This is a genomic window from Hydrogenophaga sp. 70-12, assembly GCF_001897365.1.
Lineage (GTDB): Bacteria > Pseudomonadota > Gammaproteobacteria > Burkholderiales > Burkholderiaceae_C > Hydrogenophaga > Hydrogenophaga borbori.
In genome coordinates this window covers 1-15,860 of sequence record NZ_MKSS01000408.1, presented here as the reverse complement: position 1 = coordinate 15,860, position 15,860 = coordinate 1, and the positions used below count along the sequence as shown (strand labels likewise).

Sequence of the window (15,860 nt, the reverse complement as noted above, 5' to 3'; positions counted from 1 at the left end):
CCTCAACGGAAGCGGGACGCGCGAAAGGGCGCCAGGTCCACCTGCGTGGCGCGGCCGGCCACCAGGTGCGCGACTTCGCGGCCGGTGGTGGCGCCCATGCACATGCCCATGTGGCCATGGCCGAAGGCCATCCAGGCGTTGTCCGCGCCGCGGCTGCGGTCGATCACCGGCAGGCTGTCGGGCATGCAGGGGCGGTGGCCCATCCACTGCGTCACCTCGGAGGTGTCGAGGTGCGGGAACAGGCGCAGGCCCTGGCGCAGCAGGGCCTGCGCGCGTTCGTAGTTGGGCGCGGGTTTTAGGCCGGCGAACTCCACCGTGCCGGCCAGGCGCAGGCCCATGGCCATGGGGTTGATCATGAGGTTGGCCTCGGAGGCCATTACCGTGTGGCGCAGCTTCAGGTTGGAGCTGCGCACCGTGACGTGGTAGCCGCGCTGCGTCTCCAGCGGCACGCGGTCGCCGAGCTGCGCCGCGAGCGCGCCGGACCAGGCGCCGGCCGCGATCACCACGCCGTCCACCGCCAGCGGCTCGCCGCTGTCCAAGCGCAGGCCGGTCACGCGCCGGCCCTCGCGCTCGAAGCCAATGACCGAGCGGTGGTCGTGGCGCGCGCCGTCGCGCAGGGCCTGGCGGACCAGCGCCTTCACCAGCTGCGAGGGGTCCAGCGTGGAGCCGTTGTCGGGCGCCAGGATGCCGAAGCGGAACTGGCCTTTCAGGTCGGGCTCGAGCTCTTCGAGTTCCTCGCGTTCCACGTCGACCAGGTTCACGCCCAGCGAGCGGCGCAGGTCCATGCCCCATTTCCACTGCGCCGCGGCTTCGCGCGAGGAGTAGACGTAGAGGCAGCCGGTGCGGCGCACCAGTTCGTTGGCGTGCGCGTGGTCCAGCAGCGGGCCGTAGCAATCGAAGATGGGGCGCAGCAGGGTCTGCAGCGCGGTGGCGATGCGCGTGACCTCCTGCGGCGTGGAGTGGCGCAGCATCTGCACCAGCCAGGGCAGCACGCGCGGCAGGTAGCCGGTGCGCACGGTCAGCGGGCCCAGCGGGTCGAGCAGCCACTTGGGCACCTTGCGCCACATGCCCGGCATGCCCACGGGCAGGCAGGCGCTGGGCGAGAGCGAGCCCGCGTTGCCGAAGGAGCAGGCCTCGCCCGGCTCGAGCGGGTCGACGAAGGTGATCTGGTGGCCGTCGCGCTGCAGCCAGGCGGCGCTGCAAGCGCCCACGATGCCGGTGCCTATGACGGCGATGTGCATGGAATCAGGGGAGAAGAATCGACAGGGGATGGGACGGTGCCGGGCATTCTAGGAACGGGCTTACCATCAACCAAGCGAATTGTTTTGATAGATCAATCATGAAACCTGATGGTGGTGCACGCGCGCGGCGGATGCACCGGCATCGATCGCGGGGCACGCCATGAACATCAGCCTGCGCCAGATGCGCGCCTTCGCCGCCGTTACGCACAGCGGCAGCTTCACCGGCGCGGCGCGCCAGCTCAACCTCACGCAGTCGGCGGTGAGCATGCTGGTGCAGCAGCTCGAACAGGAACTGCACCTGCAGCTCTTCGACCGGGGCCGCACGGCCATCACGCTCACCGAGGCGGGGCGCAACCTGCTGCCGCTGGCGCAGCGCATCCTGGAAGACGTGCGCCAGGTGGTGGACGGCGCCTCCGAGATCCGCGCGCTGCGGCGGGGTTTCCTGCGCGTGGCCACCTCGCAGATGATGGCCTGCACCTGGGTCGCCTCCATCCTCGGCGAGTTTGGCGAGCAGCACCCGCAGATCAGCGTGCGCCTGAAGGACGCGGTGGCCGACGACGTGGTGGACACCGTGCGCCACGGCGCGGTGGAGCTGGGCATCGGCCCCGACCGCCCGAGCGGCGACGACGTGACGCGCAGCTTCCTCATGAACGTGCCGCTGCGCTTCGTCTGTCCCCAGGGGCACCCGGCCTACGGGCGCGCGAGCGTGCCGTGGAAGGACCTGCGCGAGGAGCGCTGGATCGGCTATTCCAACGAGTTCAACCGCTACCTGGAGCGCCGGCTGCACGCGCACGGCCACGACTTCGCGCTCAACACGGTGAGCGACGTCGGCTTTCTCACCACCGCGCTGGCGCTGGCCGGGCACGGCCGGGGCGTGCTGGTGGCGCCCGAGTACGCGCGCTCCTTCGCCGACAACTTCGGCGTGCGCTTCGTGCCGCTGCGCGGACCGGCGGTGCAGCGCGAGTACTTCGTCTACCAGCGCAAGGGGCAGTCGCTGTCTCCAGCGGGGGCGGCTTTCCTGGCGCTGCTGCGCCAGCGCGGTGGGGCGCCCCGGCGGGCGCCGGCGAGGTAGCCGCCGGCTGCCTGTTGGGTGGGCAAGGGGGCTGGCCCGCTGGCCCGCCAAGGGGGGTGAATGCACCAGATTCGGCGCCTCTGGTGCCCTCCCGGGGGCTTGGCCCCTCCGGGCGGGGGGCGCAGCCAATGCAAAATGGTGCGTTTTTCTATCCAACGCACCATTTTGGAATCACCGTGAAGTACACGTCCGCCGAGCAGTTCCTGCACACCGTCGCCGAGCGCAACCCTGGCCAGCCTGAGTTCCTTCAGGCCGTGACCGAGGTGATGGAGAGCCTATGGCCCTTCATCGCCCAGCACCCCAAATACGCCGAGCACAGCTTGCTGGAACGCCTGGTGGAGCCCGAGCGGGTGGTGATGTTTCGCGTGTCCTGGGTCGACGACCACGGCCAGGTGCAGGTCAACCGCGGCTACCGCATCCAGCACAGCATGGCCATTGGCCCGTACAAGGGTGGCCTGCGCTTCCACCCCTCGGTCAACCTGTCGGTGCTGAAGTTCCTGGCCTTCGAGCAGACCTTCAAGAACGCGCTCACCACCCTGCCCATGGGCGGCGGCAAGGGCGGTTCCGACTTCGATCCCAAGGGCCGCAGCCCGGGCGAGGTGATGCGCTTCTGCCAGGCCTTCGTGAGCGAGCTGTTCCGCCACGTCGGCTCGGACACCGACGTGCCCGCCGGCGACATCGGCGTGGGCGGGCGCGAGGTGGGCTTCATGGCCGGCATGGCCAAGAAGCTCAGCAACCGCGCCGACTGCGTGTTCACCGGCAAGGGCCTGAGCTACGGCGGCTCGCTGATCCGCCCCGAGGCCACGGGCTACGGCACGGTGTACTTCGCCGAGGAAATGCTCAAGACCAAGGGCATGTCCTTCCAGGGCATGCGCGTGTCGGTGTCGGGCTCGGGCAACGTGGCCCAGTACGCGGTGGAGAAGGCCATGGCCCTGGGCGCCAAGGTGGTCACCGTGTCCGACTCCAGCGGCACCATCGTCGACGAGGACGGCTTCTCGCCCGACAAGCTGGCCGTGCTGATGGACGTGAAGAACCACCACTTCGGCCGCGTCAGTGACTACGCCGAGCGCACCGGCGCGCACTTCGAGGCCGGCAAGCGCCCCTGGCACGTGCCGGTGGACGTGGCCCTGCCGTGCGCCACGCAGAACGAGTTGGACGAGCACGACGCCGCCACGCTGATCGCCAACGGCGTGAAGTGCGTGGCCGAGGGCGCCAACATGCCCTCGACCATCGCCGCGGCCACCGCCTTCGAGGCCGCGGGCGTGCTGTTCGCGCCGGGCAAGGCCAGCAACGCGGGTGGCGTGGCCACCTCGGGCCTGGAGATGAGCCAGAACGCGCTGCGCCTGTCCTGGCCGCGCGAGGAGGTCGACGGCCGCCTGCTGCAAATCATGCAGGGCATCCACACGGCCTGCGTGCGGCACGGCCGCCGCGCCGATGGCCGCGTGAGCTACATCGACGGTGCCAACATCGCCGGCTTCGTGAAGGTGGCCGACGCCATGCTGGCGCAGGGCGTGGTCTGATGCGTCGGGCCGCCTGAGGCGGCCCGGGGCCTCAGCGCCAGCCTGGGGCCTTTTCCAGCCGGAACCGCAGCGCCGGCTCGGGCGCGCGGGCGGTCTCGCTGGGGCGGCGCGTGCCGGTGATGATGAGGCGTCCGCCGCAGTCCTCGGCCACGCCGCTCCACACCGCCGCCATGCCGACGCCGTCGTCGGACTCGTCGAAGTGGAACTCGCCGTCGGTGACGTCGCCCGACACGATGGAGCGGCGCACCCGCTCGCCGGTGCCGCGCCGCAGCTCCCCGCGCACGCTGCCTGCGTATTCGGGGTGGCGCTCCAGGTGCAGCACGCCGCTGTCGCGCGGGCGCTCGGGCGATCCGCCCTCGTCCCAGAAGTGGGCGCTCCACTCGCCGCTCAGGCGCGCCGGCGGCAGCTGGTCGGGCACGGTGCAGGTGGCCGGGGCCTGCGCGGTCGCCCAGGCCGGCAGCAGGCCCAGCGCGAGGGTGGTCAGCGCGCGCCGCATCAGGCCGTCGCCTTCTGTTCGGCGCTGCCGTCCTGCGCGCGCTTGGCGAACTCCGCGCGCAGGGCCTTGAGCTTTTCGCGCGGGTCTTCCTTCACGGTGGCCTTGTCCAGCGCCATCTCGGCGATGAAGCGGCTGGCCGCGCCGGGCACGCTCTCGCGGCCCTTCTTGCGGCGCTTGAGCCAGCTCACGGCCAGCGTGCGCTGCGCGCGCGTAATGCCCACGTACATCAGCCGGCGCTCCTCCTGGATGCGCTGTTGCTGCACCTCGCCGCTCAGCTCGTCGTCGTCCACCTTGAAAGGCAGCAGGCCTTCGTTCACGCCGGCCAGCGTCACGTGCGGCCATTCCAGTCCCTTGGACGCGTGCAGGGTGGACAGCGTCACCACGTTCTGGTCCTGCTCGCGCTCGGACAGGGTGGAGATCAGGGCGATGGTCTGCACGACCTCGAGCAGGGTCTTTCGTTCGGTCTCGGTGGTGGCGCCGGCCTCGTCCTCGACCTTTCCGCCGCAGCGCCCGGCCACCCAGTCGCAGAACTCCATCACGTTGGTCCAGCGCGCGGCGGCCACCTTCTCGTTGTCCTCGTTGTCGTACAGGTGCTGCTCGTAGCCGATGTCCTTGAGCCATTCGGTGAGGAAGGCCTTGGCGGCCTCGTGCCCGACGGTGTGCCGCGCGCGGTACTCCAGGTCGTTCACCTGGCGGCCGAACTCGTGCAGCGCGCCGATGGCGCGGTTGGACACCGCGCTGGGCAGCGAGTGCGAGAACAGGGCCTCGAACAGGCTCAGCTTGTACTGCGTGGCGAAGTTGCCCAGCTGCTGCAGCGTGGTGTGGCCGATGCCGCGCTTGGGCGTGGTGGCCGAGCGCAGGAAGGCCGGGTCGTCGTTGTTGTTGGTGAGCAGGCGCAGCCAGGCGCAGAGGTCGCGGATCTCGGCCTTGTCGAAGAAGCTCTGGCCGCCCGACACCTTGTACGGGATCTGCGCGCGGCGCAATGACTGCTCGAAGGTGCGCGCCTGGTGGTTGGCGCGGTAGAGGATGGCGAAGTCGCGCCACTCCTTGTGGGGGGAGTTGGCGCGCAGGCTCTGGATGCGCGCCACCGCGCGCTCGGCCTCGTGCTCCTCGTTGTCGGCGTCCACCACGCGCACCGGCTCGCCCTCGCCCAGTTCGCTCCACAGCGTCTTGGGGAAGAGCTTGGGATTGGGGCCGATGACGTTGTTGGCCGCGCGCAGGATGGCGCTGGTGGAGCGGTAGTTCTGCTCCAGCTTGATGACCTTGAGCTCGGGGAAGTCCTGCGGCAGGCGCTTGAGGTTGTCCAGCGTGGCGCCGCGCCAGCCGTAGATGGACTGGTCGTCGTCGCCCACGGCGGTGAAGCGCGCGCGCTCGCCCACCAGCAGCTTGAGCAGCTCGTACTGCGTGGCGTTGGTGTCCTGGTACTCGTCCACCAGCACGTGGCCCATCTTCTTCTGCCACTTCTCGCGCACCTCGGCGTGCTCGCCCAGCAGCTTGAGCGGCAGGGCGATGAGGTCGTCGAAGTCCACCGCCTGGTAGGCCACCAGGCGCTCCTCGTAGCGCTGCATGATCAGCGCCGTGGTGCGCTCGTGCTCGTCGCGCGCCTGGGCCAGCGCGGCGGCGCCGTTCAGGCCGGCGCTCTTCCAGGCGCTGATGGTCCACTGCCACTGGCGCGCGGTGGCGGCGTCGGTGGTGGTGCCGCAGTCCTTGAGCAGGCTGGTGATGTCGTCGGTGTCGAGGATGCTGAACTGCTTCTTCAGGCCCAGCACCTCGCCGTCCTCGCGCAGCAGGCGCACGCCCAGGGCGTGGAAGGTGCACACCAGCACCTTCTTGGCCTCGCGCCCCACCAGGTGGCCGGCGCGCTCGCGCATCTCGGCCGCGGCCTTGTTGGTGAAGGTGATGGCCGCGATGCGGTTGGCCTCCAGCCCGGCCTGGATCAGCCGCGCGATCTTGTGCGTGATCACGCGCGTCTTGCCCGACCCGGCCCCCGCCAGCACCAGACAGGGCCCGCCCAGGTGGTTCACGGCTTCAAGCTGGGCGAGGTTCAGACCGGCGGACATGGGAGGCAGCGAGGCAAAGCGGGGGATCATAGCGGCCGGGGGTGTCGCGCCCGGGTCAGCCCCACCCGCGGCCCGCCGATGGGCTGACACAATCCCGCCCGTGCTGCACGTCCTGCTGGTCACCTTCCCCTTCTTCGCGCTCGTGCTCGCCGGCTACCTGGCCGCGCGGCGGCGCCTGCTGCCGCTGGAGGCCATTCCCGGGCTCAACGGCTTCGTGCTGTTCTTCGCGCTGCCCTGCATGCTGTACCGCTTCGGCTCCACCACGCCGATCGCGCAGCTGCTCGACGCCCGCGTCGCCGGCCTGTACCTGCTGTGCGGGCTGGTGGTGGTGGCGGCCACCATCGCCTTCACGCTGAACCCGCGCATCCGCTGGAACGACGCCGCCTTCGGCGCGCTGGTGGCGGCCTTTCCCAACTCGGGCTTCATGGGCGTGCCCCTCATCGTGGCCCTGCTGGGCGATACGGCCGCCGGCACGGTGATCCTCACCATGGTGGTGGACATGGTGGTCACCAGTTCGCTGTGCATCGCGCTGTCGCGCCTCGACGGGGCCGGCGGCAGCGGCCGCGCCGCCGTGTTCGGCGCCGCGCGCAAGGCGCTGCGCGGCGTGCTCACCAACCCCATGCCCTGGGCCATCGGCCTGGGCGGCGTGGCCTCGGCCTGGGCCTTCCGCCTGCCGGTGCCGGTGGAGAAGACCGTCTGGCTGCTGGCCGACGCGGCCTCGCCGGTGGCGCTGTTCACCATCGGCGCCGTGCTGGCGCGCGCGCAGATGACGGCCAATCACCCCATGCCCACCAGCGACTACCTGCCGGTGGCGGTGATGAAGCTCGTTGTGCACCCGCTGCTGGTGCTGGGCACGGGCCTGGTGGCGATCCGCCTGGGCCTGGGCCTGTCCACGGCCGCGCTCACGGTGATGGTGCTCACCGCGGCCCTGCCCAGCGCCAGCAACGTCTCGCTGCTGGCCGAGCGCTTCGGCGCCGACAACGGGCGCATCGCCCGCATCATCCTGGTCACCACCGCGGCGGCCTTCCTCACCTTCTCGGGCGCCGTCACGCTGCTGACCTGAAGCGGCGCTCACGGGACGCCCGCCGTGCTGCGCCCGGCGGGGCTGAGCGATTGGGGACCCGGCCTGGGGCATTCCGGGCGGGAAGCGCTCATCGATAGTTATGAGCTATCGATAACATTCAATCTATTGGGTGGACTTGGTCCGACGGCCTGACCAGAATGCGTCGGTCGCATCGAGGAGTTGCACCATGAGCACCACCCCTTCGCCAGGCAGCGCCTTCGCGCAATGGATCGAGCGCCTCGCCTGCCTCCCCCTGGCGCACTGAGCTCACCGCCGCCCCGCGCGACCCACACCAACCCCCACCAGGAGACCACGATGTCAGAAGCCAAGTGCCCCTTCCACCCCGCCGCTGGCGGCGGCACGTCCAACAAGGACTGGTGGCCCAACCAGCTGCGCCTGGACCTGCTGAACCAGCACTCCAACCGGTCCAACCCCTTGGGCGCCGCCTTCAACTACGCCGAGGAATTCAAGAAGCTCGACTACAAGGCCCTCAAGGCCGATCTCAACCAGCTGATGACGGACTCGCAGGACTGGTGGCCGGCCGACTTCGGCAACTACGCCGGCCTGATGGTGCGCATGGCCTGGCACGCCGCCGGCACCTACCGCGTGGGCGACGGCCGTGGCGGCGCCGGGCGCGGCCAGCAGCGCTTCGCGCCGCTGAACTCCTGGCCCGACAACGTCAGCCTGGACAAGGCCCGCCGCCTGCTGTGGCCCATCAAGCAGAAGTACGGCCAGAAGATCTCCTGGGGTGACCTGATGGTCCTGGCCGGCAACGTGGCCCTGGAGAACTCGGGTTTCCGCACCTTCGGTTTCGCCGCCGGCCGCGAGGACGTGTGGGAGCCCGATCAGGACGTGTACTGGGGCAAGGAGACCACCTGGCTGGCCGGCAGCAACACGCCCAACAGCCGCTACGCGCACAACAAGCCCGGCGAGCGCGACCTGGAGAACCCGCTGGGCGCCGTGCAGATGGGCCTGATCTACGTCAACCCCGAGGGCCCGGACGGCAACGGCGACCCGCTCGCGGCGGCCAAGGACATTCGCGAGACCTTCAAACGCATGGCCATGGACGACGAGGAAACCGTGGCGCTGATCGCCGGCGGCCACACGCTGGGCAAGACCCACGGCGCGGGACCGGCCAGCAACGTCGGCCTCGAGCCCGAGGCCGCCGCGCTGGAGGCCCAGGGCTTCGGCTGGGAGAACAAGTTCGGCACCGGCAAGGGCAAGGACACCATCACCTCGGGGCTGGAGGTCACCTGGACCAGCACCCCGGTGCGCTGGAGCAACGACTTCTTCCAGTTCCTCTTCAAGTACGAGTGGGTGAAGACCAAGAGCCCGGCCGGCGCCATCCAGTGGGAGGCCAAGGACGCCGAGGCCATCATCCCCGGCCCCACGCCCGACTCGCCCAAGCGCAAGCCCACCATGCTGACGACCGACCTGTCGCTGCGCTTCGACCCGGCCTACGAGAAGATCTCGCGCAGGTTCCTCAACGACCCGCAGGCCTTCGCCGACGCCTACGCGCGCGCCTGGTTCAAGCTGACGCACCGTGACCTGGGACCGAAGTCGCGCTACCTGGGCCCCGAGGTGCCGAAGGAAGACCTGATCTGGCAGGACCCGCTGCCTGCGCCCACGCACAAGCCCACGGCGGCCGACATCGCCGACGCCAAGGCCAAGATCGCCGCCGCGGGCATTCCCGTGTCCGACCTGGTGGCCACGGCCTGGGCCTCGGCCTCCACCTTCCGCGGCGGCGACAAGCGCGGCGGCGCCAACGGCGCGCGCATCCGCCTGGCGCCGCAGAAGGGCTGGGCCGTCAACGCCGTCGCGGCCAAGACCCTGCCCCGGCTGGAGGCCATCCAGAAAGCCAGCGGCAAGCTCTCGCTGGCCGACGTGATCGTGCTGGCCGGCGGCGTGGGCATCGAGCTGGCCGCCAAGGCCGCCGGCACCCCGCTGGAGGTGCCCTTCGCGCCGGGCCGGGTGGACGCCACGGCCGAGCAGACCGACGTCGAGTCTTTCTCGTACCTGGAGCCGTTCGCCGACGGCTTCCGCAACTACCTCAAGGCCCGCTCCGAGGTGCCGGCCGAGCACCTGCTGGTCGACAAGGCCCAGCTGCTCACGCTCACCGCGCCGGAGATGACGGCGCTGGTCGGCGGCCTGCGCGTGCTGGGCGCCAACTTCGACGGCGGCAAGCTCGGGGTGTTCACCGCCAGGCCGGGCACGCTGACCAACGACTTCTTCGTCAACCTGCTCGACATGGCCACGGCCTGGGGGCCGGCGGGTGAGCACTTCGAGGGCCGCGACCGCAAGACGGGCGCGGTGAAGTGGACCGGCAGCCGCGTCGACCTGGTGTTCGGCTCGCACTCGGTGCTGCGCGCCCTGGCCGAGGTCTACGCCAGCGCCGACGGCAAGGACAAGTTCGTCAAGGACTTCGTGGCCGCCTGGGTCAAGGTGATGAACCTGGACCGTTTCGACCTGGCCTGAGCGCGCGCCGGTCGGTGCGTTCCTGAAGCCCCGCGGGTGCCTGGCGCCCGCGGGGTTTCCTTCTTTCGGCTTACCTTTTCACAACGAAAGCATCAAAAGGAGGCTTCAGAAGGTAGGCATGCTGTCGATACAGAGGGCTCGGGCGACGGTTCGCCCAGGAGACCCCAGATGATCGCTGCGCCGGTTCCCGCCGACGAGGATGCGCGCCTGAAGGCCTTGCGCGAACTCCTCATTCTCGACACGCCGCCCGAAGAACGTTTTGACCGCATCACGCGCTTCGCCATGAGCGAGTTCGAGGTGCCGATGGCCAGCGTCTCGCTGGTCGATCGCGACCGGCAGTGGGCCAAGTCCAGCTTCGGCTTCGAGGCGGCCGAAACGCCGCGCGACCTCTCCTTCTGTGGCCACGCCATCCTGGAGCGGCAGACGCTGGTGGTGCCCGACGCGCTGAAAGACCCGCGCTTTCGCGACAACCCGATGGTGAACGGGCCACCCTGGGTGCGTTTCTATGCCGGCGCCGTGTTGCGCATGCCGTACGGCATGGCGCTGGGGGCGCTGTGCCTCATGGACCGCCGGCCGCGCCAGATCGACCGCGTGGGCCTGGCCATCCTGTGCTCGCTGCGCGACCTCGTGGTCGAAGAGCTGGTGCGCCGCGAGGAGGTCGCCTCATGACCGTCACCTCCGTGCAGGGCAACCTGCCGCAGCTGCTGCTGGTCGAGCCCGACAACATGGTGCGCAGCACCGTGGCCAGTGTCTGCCGCGGCCTGGACCTGGCGCAAGTGCACCAGGCCGCCAGCCTGGCCATCGGACAGCAGATGCTGCAGGCCCAGCGCATGGACGCGCTGCTGCTGTCGCTGGCCGAGGGCGAGGCCGCGGTGGCCCTGATCGAGCGGCTGCGCGAGGCGCGGCCGGAGATGCCCGTGTCCGTGATGACCGCCAGCGCCGACGCCGACACGGTGCGCCGCCTCAAGGCCCTGGGCATCCGCCGGCTGCTGCTGCAGCCGTTCAAGATCCGCGACGTGGTGATGACGGTGGAGGCCCTGTGCGCCATCGCGCCGCTGGAGGTCACCAGCGGCTCATAGGACGCCCCTGCGCGCCGCGCGCGCCGGGGCCGAGCGCCTTGGGAACGGCCCGGCGGCGTTCATAGGGACAGCGGGTCCACGTCCACCGCGAAGCGGATCAGGCCGCGTGCCTCGGGCAGGCCGCGGCATTGCAGCAGCACCGGTTGCCAGGCGGCCAGGAAGCGCTGCAGGGCGGCGCGCGACGGGCTTTCCACCAGCAGCTGCGCGCGCTCCACATTGGCCACGCGTTGGATGGTGAGCGGCACCGCCGGGAACAGGGTCACCGCCTCGCGGTGCGGCAGGTCCTGCGTGGCGGCGGCGGCCGCGTTCAGGAAGGCCTGCGCGGCCTCCTGCGTGCGCGCATCGGCGCGCAGCAGCGCCTGGTGCGCGAAGGGCGGCATGCCGGCCGCCTCGCGCTCGGCCAGCTCGCCGCTGGCGAAGGCGGCGAAGTCGTGCGTGCGCAGGTGCGCGAACAGCGGGTGTTCGGGGTTCCAGGTCTGCACCCAGAGCTCGGCCGCGCCGCTGTGCGCGGCGTCGCGCCCGGCGCGCCCGCCGGCCTGCATCAGCAGCGCGAACAGCCGCTCGGGCGCGCGGTGGTCGGCGGCGAACAGCGCGGCGTCGGGCTGCACGGCGGCCACCAGCGTGATGCGGCGGAAGTCGTGTCCCTTGGCGATCATCTGCGTGCCCACCAGCACGTCGACCTCGCCCGCGTGCAGGGCGGCCAGCTGCGCCTCCAGGCTGCCCTTGGCCTTGGTGGTGTCGGCGTCCATGCGCGCCACGCGCACCGGGCCGCCATCGGGGCGCTTCACGTCCGCCAGCAGGCCGGCGAGTTGCTCCTCCACCTGCTCGGTGCCGCGGCCCACGGGCTCGATGTCGAGGTTGCCGCAGTCCGGGCAGGCGCGCGGCACGCGCTGGGTGAAGCCGCAGTGGTGGCAGCGCAGGGTGCGGTCCAGCTTGTGGAAGACGCGGTAGGCGCTGCAGTGGGGGCAGCCGCTTTTCCAGCCGCAGGCGTGGCAGGCGAGCACGGGCGCGTAGCCGCGCCGGTTGATCAGCACCAGGCACTGCTCGCCGCGCGCGATGCGCTCACCCATGGCCGCCAGCAGCGGCGGCGCGATCAGCGCGCCCTTGGGCTGGTGGTTCATGTCGACCAGGCGCAGGCGCGGCAGCGCGCCACCGCCGATGCGCGCGGCCATGGCCAGGCGCCGGTAGCGGCCCTGCTCGCTGGCGTGCCAACTCTCCAGCGAGGGCGTGGCCGAGCCCAGCAGCACGCGCGCGTTCTGCAATTTGCCGCGGTAGATGGCGAGGTCGCGCGCCGAGTAGCGCGCGCCGTCCTGGCTCTTGTAGCTGGGGTCGTGCTCCTCGTCGACCACGACCAGCCGCAGGCCGGGCAGGCTGGCGAACACCGCCAGCCGCGTGCCCAGTACGATGCGCGCACGCCCGGTGTGCGCGGCGATCCAGGCCGCCAGGCGCTGCGCGGGCGTCATGCCGCTGTGCAGGCAGACCACGGCCTCGTCGCCGAAGCGGGCGCGGAAACGCGCCTCCAGCTGGGGCGTGAGGTTGATCTCGGGCACCAGGATCAGGGCCTGGGCGTCGGCGTCCGCCGCCAGGGTGCGCGCGGTGGCCTGCAGGTAGACCTCGGTCTTGCCGCTGCCGGTGGCGCCGAACAGCAGGGCGGGGGCGGTGTCGGCGGCGGCCAGGGCCTCCAGCGCGGCGGCCTGCTCGGGCGTGAGCGTGCGGGCGCTGTCGGGGTCCACGGCGGCCGGCGCGGCGCGCGCGGGGCGCTTGAGCCGGCGCGCCAGCTGCGTCGGGTCCAGATCACGCAGCGGCGGCGGCAGCGCGGCCAGGGCCACCTCGCCCAGGGCCCGCTGGTAGTAGCGCGCCGCGAAGCCCACCAGGTCTCGCCAGGCGGCGTCCAGCGGGGGCAGGGCGTCCAGCACCTGGGCCACCTCGCGCGCCTGCCCCTCGGCCAGGCCCTCGGGCGGCGCGTCGTCGTTGCGCCACACGATGCCCAGGACCTCGCGCGCGCCCAGGGGCACGCGCACCAGCGTGCCGGGCGCCAGGGCGCGTTCGCTGCGGTAGCTCAGGGCGTCGCCCACCCCGCTGTGCGCGGGGGTGGCCACGACCACGGCGGGCCAGTGACACATGTTTAGCGGTAGTTCCTCACGTTCGTCGGCGAAATCGCCGCTAAGTGCTTGATGTGAAAGCCTTGGCGGACATATCCAACGCTTCTGTGGATAACTTTGTTGATAGCGTGCCCGTGTCGGCCCGCAGCCCTTGCAAATCAAGGCTTTGCTTAAACTGCCTCAAAAAAAGGCATCTGACAAAGCGCTTATGAATCAATAACTTACGGAGCAACCCCTGGGGTGGGCCGCTGGCCCACGGGCCCCGAGAGGGATGGCGCACCGCAGCACAAATTTTGTGCATAACTGGCGCCTGTCAAGCGCTTTTTGTGGCCTTTTTTGTGCTAGGTGGGTCGCGATGACGGGTTGATGACACGGGGCCGCCGGTCGTCGCACTCCTGAAATGGGAGCGTGTACCGCCCCGCCATCAGGCCGTCTGGCGCAGCCGGCGCGAATGCGAATGCACGGCGTCGACCAGCGCGCTCACGTGCTCGGGCGGGGTGTGCTGGCTGATGCCGTGGCCCAGGTTGAAGATGTGCGTGGGGCCGGTGCCCGGGCCCGTGTGCGGGCGGCCGAAGCTCTCCAGCACCTTGACCACCTCGGCCTCGATGGCCGCGGGCGGGGCGAACAGCACGTTGGGGTCGATGTTGCCTTGCAGGGCCTTGGCCCCGGGGCCTTCGCCCACCTGCGCGCGCGCGCGGGCCAGCGAGACGGTCCAGTCCAGGCCCAGCACCTCGCAGTCGAGCGGCTTCATGTCGTCCAGCCACAGCCCGCCGCCTTTGGTGAAGACGATGCGCGGGATGGTGGCGCCCTCGTGCTCGCGCTTCAATTGCGAGAGCACGCGTTTCGTGTAGGCGAGGCTGAAGGCCTGGAAGGCGCCGTCGGCGAGCACGCCGCCCCAGCTGTCGAAGACCATCACCGCCTGCGCGCCGGCCTCGATTTGCGCGTTCAGGTAGACGGCCACGGCGTCGGCGTTGGTGGCGAGGATGCGGTGCATCAGGTCGGGCCGCGAGTACATGAGCGACTTGACCAGGCGGTAGTCGTCGGAGCCGCCGCCTTCGACCATGTAGCAGGCCAGGGTCCAGGGGCTGCCGGAAAAGCCGATCAGGGGCACGCGGCCGTCCAGGGCCTTGCGGATGGAGGTGACGGCGTCGAAGACGTAGCGCAGCTTGTCCATGTCGGGCACGGCCAGCGCGGCGACGTCGGCCTCGGTGCGCACGGTTTTTTCGAACTTGGGGCCTTCGCCGATCGCGAAGGACAGGCCCAGGCCCATGGCGTCGGGCACGGTGAGGATGTCGGAGAAGAGGATGGCGGCGTCGAGCGGGTAGCGTTCCAGCGGCTGCAGGGTGACCTCGGTGGCGTGGTCGACGTTGGTGGCCAGGCCCATGAAGCTGCCGGCCTGGGCGCGCGTGGCGCGGTACTCGGGCAGGTAGCGGCCGGCCTGGCGCATGAGCCACACGGGGGTGTGGTCGGTGGACTGGCGCAGGCAGGCGCGCAGGAAGCTGTCGTTCTTCAGGGGGGCAAAGGGCATGGGGTCTCTGGATGCCGGGCGGGGGTATGTGAGGGCCGGGGGATTATCCCCTTGGGGGCGCGGTGGCTGAGGGGCCGGTGTTCTTGCCCCTCGCCCCTCGTTTTATTGCTTCTTTGCTTCGTGCTTCGTGCTTCTGCTTCTGCTTCTGCTTCTGCTTCTGCTTCGCATGGGCCGCCGGTGTGGGTGCCCGTTCTCCGGCCCACGCTCGCGGTCCACCACCTGGGTAGGCCTGCGTTGTTTCATCAACACCGCTTCGGCGCTCAGCTTCTGTGGCAGCCGCGAATGGGGCCTGCGCCCGGGCACCCACACCGCCGTCCCCGAAACGCGCGGGCCGGCCAAAGAAGACCGGACACCCTTCGAGCGTTGATCGCTGGCCAAATGGAATCTGACCCCGATTTCGCTGACCCCGATGTCCTTGGCCTGCTCGGGTGTCACTCTCGACGGATGGTGGGGTTCGCGGGCGCAGGCCCCATTCGCGGCTGCCACAGAGGCTGAGCGCCGGCACGGTGTTGATGAAGCAACGCAGGCCTACCGATGTATGCGCCCGCGAGCGTGGGCCGGAGAACGCGGACCACGCCAGCCGTCAGTGCGAGGTCGACGAGCGAAACCTCTGAGCACGCCGGCAAGGCTAGCGCCGGGGCACAAAAATGGCTGTCCGCCGCGCTCAGAGCGCCGCCAGCGCCGCGCGGACCTCGTCCACGCTCAGCACCTCGGTCAGCACCTGCACCGGCTGGCCGGTTTTGTGGAGCGCGTACACCGGCACGCCGTTGCGGCCCAGCGCGGCCAGGGCCTGCGTCACCGTGGGGTCGCGGCGCGTCCAATCGGCGCGCAGCAACGCCACATTCTTGCCGGCGGCGTCGCCCAATACGCGCGCATCGGCCAGCGTGGTGCGCTTGTTGTACTGGCAGGTGACGCACCAGGCCGCCGTGAAGTCCACGAACACCGGGCGGCCCTGCGCCAGCAGCTCGGCCTGGCGCTGCGGGCTCCAGGCCTCCCAGGCCAGGCCGGCCACACCGGTGTCGGTGCGCGCGGCGGCGGCTTCCTCGGGTGCGCGCAGCACGCTGGGGCCGATGCCCACGGCCAGCGCCAGCAGCGCCGCCAGCGACAGGCCGCCCATCACCACCCGCCCCCGGCCGCTCAGGCCCAGGGACCAGATGGCCAGCGCCAGCGCCACCAGCAGCATGAGCAGCGCGGCCGCGCCGTCGATGCCGCTCTGCTGGCCCA

12 protein-coding genes are annotated in these 15,860 nt (G+C 70.7%); 6 read left to right on the top strand and 6 right to left on the bottom strand.

Annotation, left to right across the window (positions count from 1 at the left end; translation table 11 throughout):
• Positions 1 to 2: 2 nt before the first annotated feature.
• Positions 3 to 1,241: an NAD(P)/FAD-dependent oxidoreductase gene (locus tag BGO22_RS21060; protein ID WP_070400474.1), complete on the bottom strand. Its 1,239-nt coding sequence runs from the start codon at positions 1,239 to 1,241 to the stop codon at positions 3 to 5.
• Between the two features lie 160 nt (positions 1,242 to 1,401).
• On the opposite strand from BGO22_RS21060, the gene BGO22_RS21055 reads away from it, so the two are divergent.
• Entirely contained in the window at positions 1,402 to 2,313 is a 912-nt protein-coding gene (locus BGO22_RS21055) for a LysR family transcriptional regulator (protein ID WP_070400473.1), read from the top strand.
• Between the two features lie 176 nt (positions 2,314 to 2,489).
• Positions 2,490 to 3,833, top strand: a complete 1,344-nt coding sequence (gene gdhA / locus BGO22_RS21050) for an NADP-specific glutamate dehydrogenase (RefSeq protein ID WP_070400472.1) — start codon at positions 2,490 to 2,492, stop codon at positions 3,831 to 3,833.
• Positions 3,834 to 3,864: 31 nt separating this feature from the next.
• Here the strand turns inward: gdhA and BGO22_RS21045 are convergent, their stop codons facing one another.
• On the bottom strand, positions 3,865 to 4,329 hold the full coding sequence (locus BGO22_RS21045) for a hypothetical protein (protein ID WP_070400471.1): 465 nt from the start codon (positions 4,327 to 4,329) through the stop codon (positions 3,865 to 3,867).
• Positions 4,329 to 6,389 (bottom strand): ATP-dependent helicase, encoded by a 2,061-nt coding sequence (locus BGO22_RS21040; RefSeq protein WP_286852363.1) that lies wholly within the window; start codon positions 6,387 to 6,389, stop codon positions 4,329 to 4,331. The genes BGO22_RS21045 and BGO22_RS21040 overlap by 1 nt, the downstream gene beginning before the upstream one ends.
• Positions 6,390 to 6,489: 100 nt before the next feature.
• Between BGO22_RS21040 and BGO22_RS21035 the strand changes: the two genes are divergently transcribed.
• The 4 genes from BGO22_RS21035 (at position 6,490) to BGO22_RS21020 (ending at position 11,006) form a co-directional block, all read left to right on the top strand.
• Complete coding sequence (locus BGO22_RS21035; RefSeq protein ID WP_204743994.1) at positions 6,490 to 7,452, top strand: AEC family transporter; 963 nt, start codon at positions 6,490 to 6,492, stop codon at positions 7,450 to 7,452.
• Positions 7,453 to 7,767: 315 nt separating this feature from the next.
• Positions 7,768 to 9,927, top strand: a complete 2,160-nt coding sequence (gene katG / locus BGO22_RS21030; protein ID WP_286852362.1) for a catalase/peroxidase HPI — start codon at positions 7,768 to 7,770, stop codon at positions 9,925 to 9,927.
• 168 nt (positions 9,928 to 10,095) lie between these two features.
• Complete coding sequence (locus tag BGO22_RS21025) at positions 10,096 to 10,596, top strand: GAF domain-containing protein (protein ID WP_070400467.1); 501 nt, start codon at positions 10,096 to 10,098, stop codon at positions 10,594 to 10,596.
• Entirely contained in the window at positions 10,593 to 11,006 is a 414-nt protein-coding gene (locus BGO22_RS21020) for a response regulator (protein ID WP_204743995.1), read from the top strand. The genes BGO22_RS21025 and BGO22_RS21020 overlap by 4 nt, the downstream gene beginning before the upstream one ends.
• A 59-nt stretch (positions 11,007 to 11,065) precedes the next feature.
• Here BGO22_RS21020 and priA read toward each other — a convergent pair whose 3' ends face one another.
• The 3 genes from priA to BGO22_RS21005 form a co-directional block, all read right to left on the bottom strand.
• The gene (gene priA, locus BGO22_RS21015) at positions 11,066 to 13,129 is read right to left on the bottom strand and encodes a replication restart helicase PriA (protein WP_286852361.1); all 2,064 of its coding nucleotides are present in this window, start codon (positions 13,127 to 13,129) and stop codon (positions 11,066 to 11,068) included.
• Between the two features lie 403 nt (positions 13,130 to 13,532).
• On the bottom strand, positions 13,533 to 14,636 hold the full coding sequence (gene hemE, locus BGO22_RS21010) for a uroporphyrinogen decarboxylase (RefSeq protein ID WP_286852360.1): 1,104 nt from the start codon (positions 14,634 to 14,636) through the stop codon (positions 13,533 to 13,535).
• A gap of 664 nt (positions 14,637 to 15,300) precedes the next feature.
• Positions 15,301 to 15,860, bottom strand: a 560-nt coding sequence (locus BGO22_RS21005; protein ID WP_286852359.1) for a thioredoxin family protein, incomplete at its 5' end; no start/stop codon positions are given.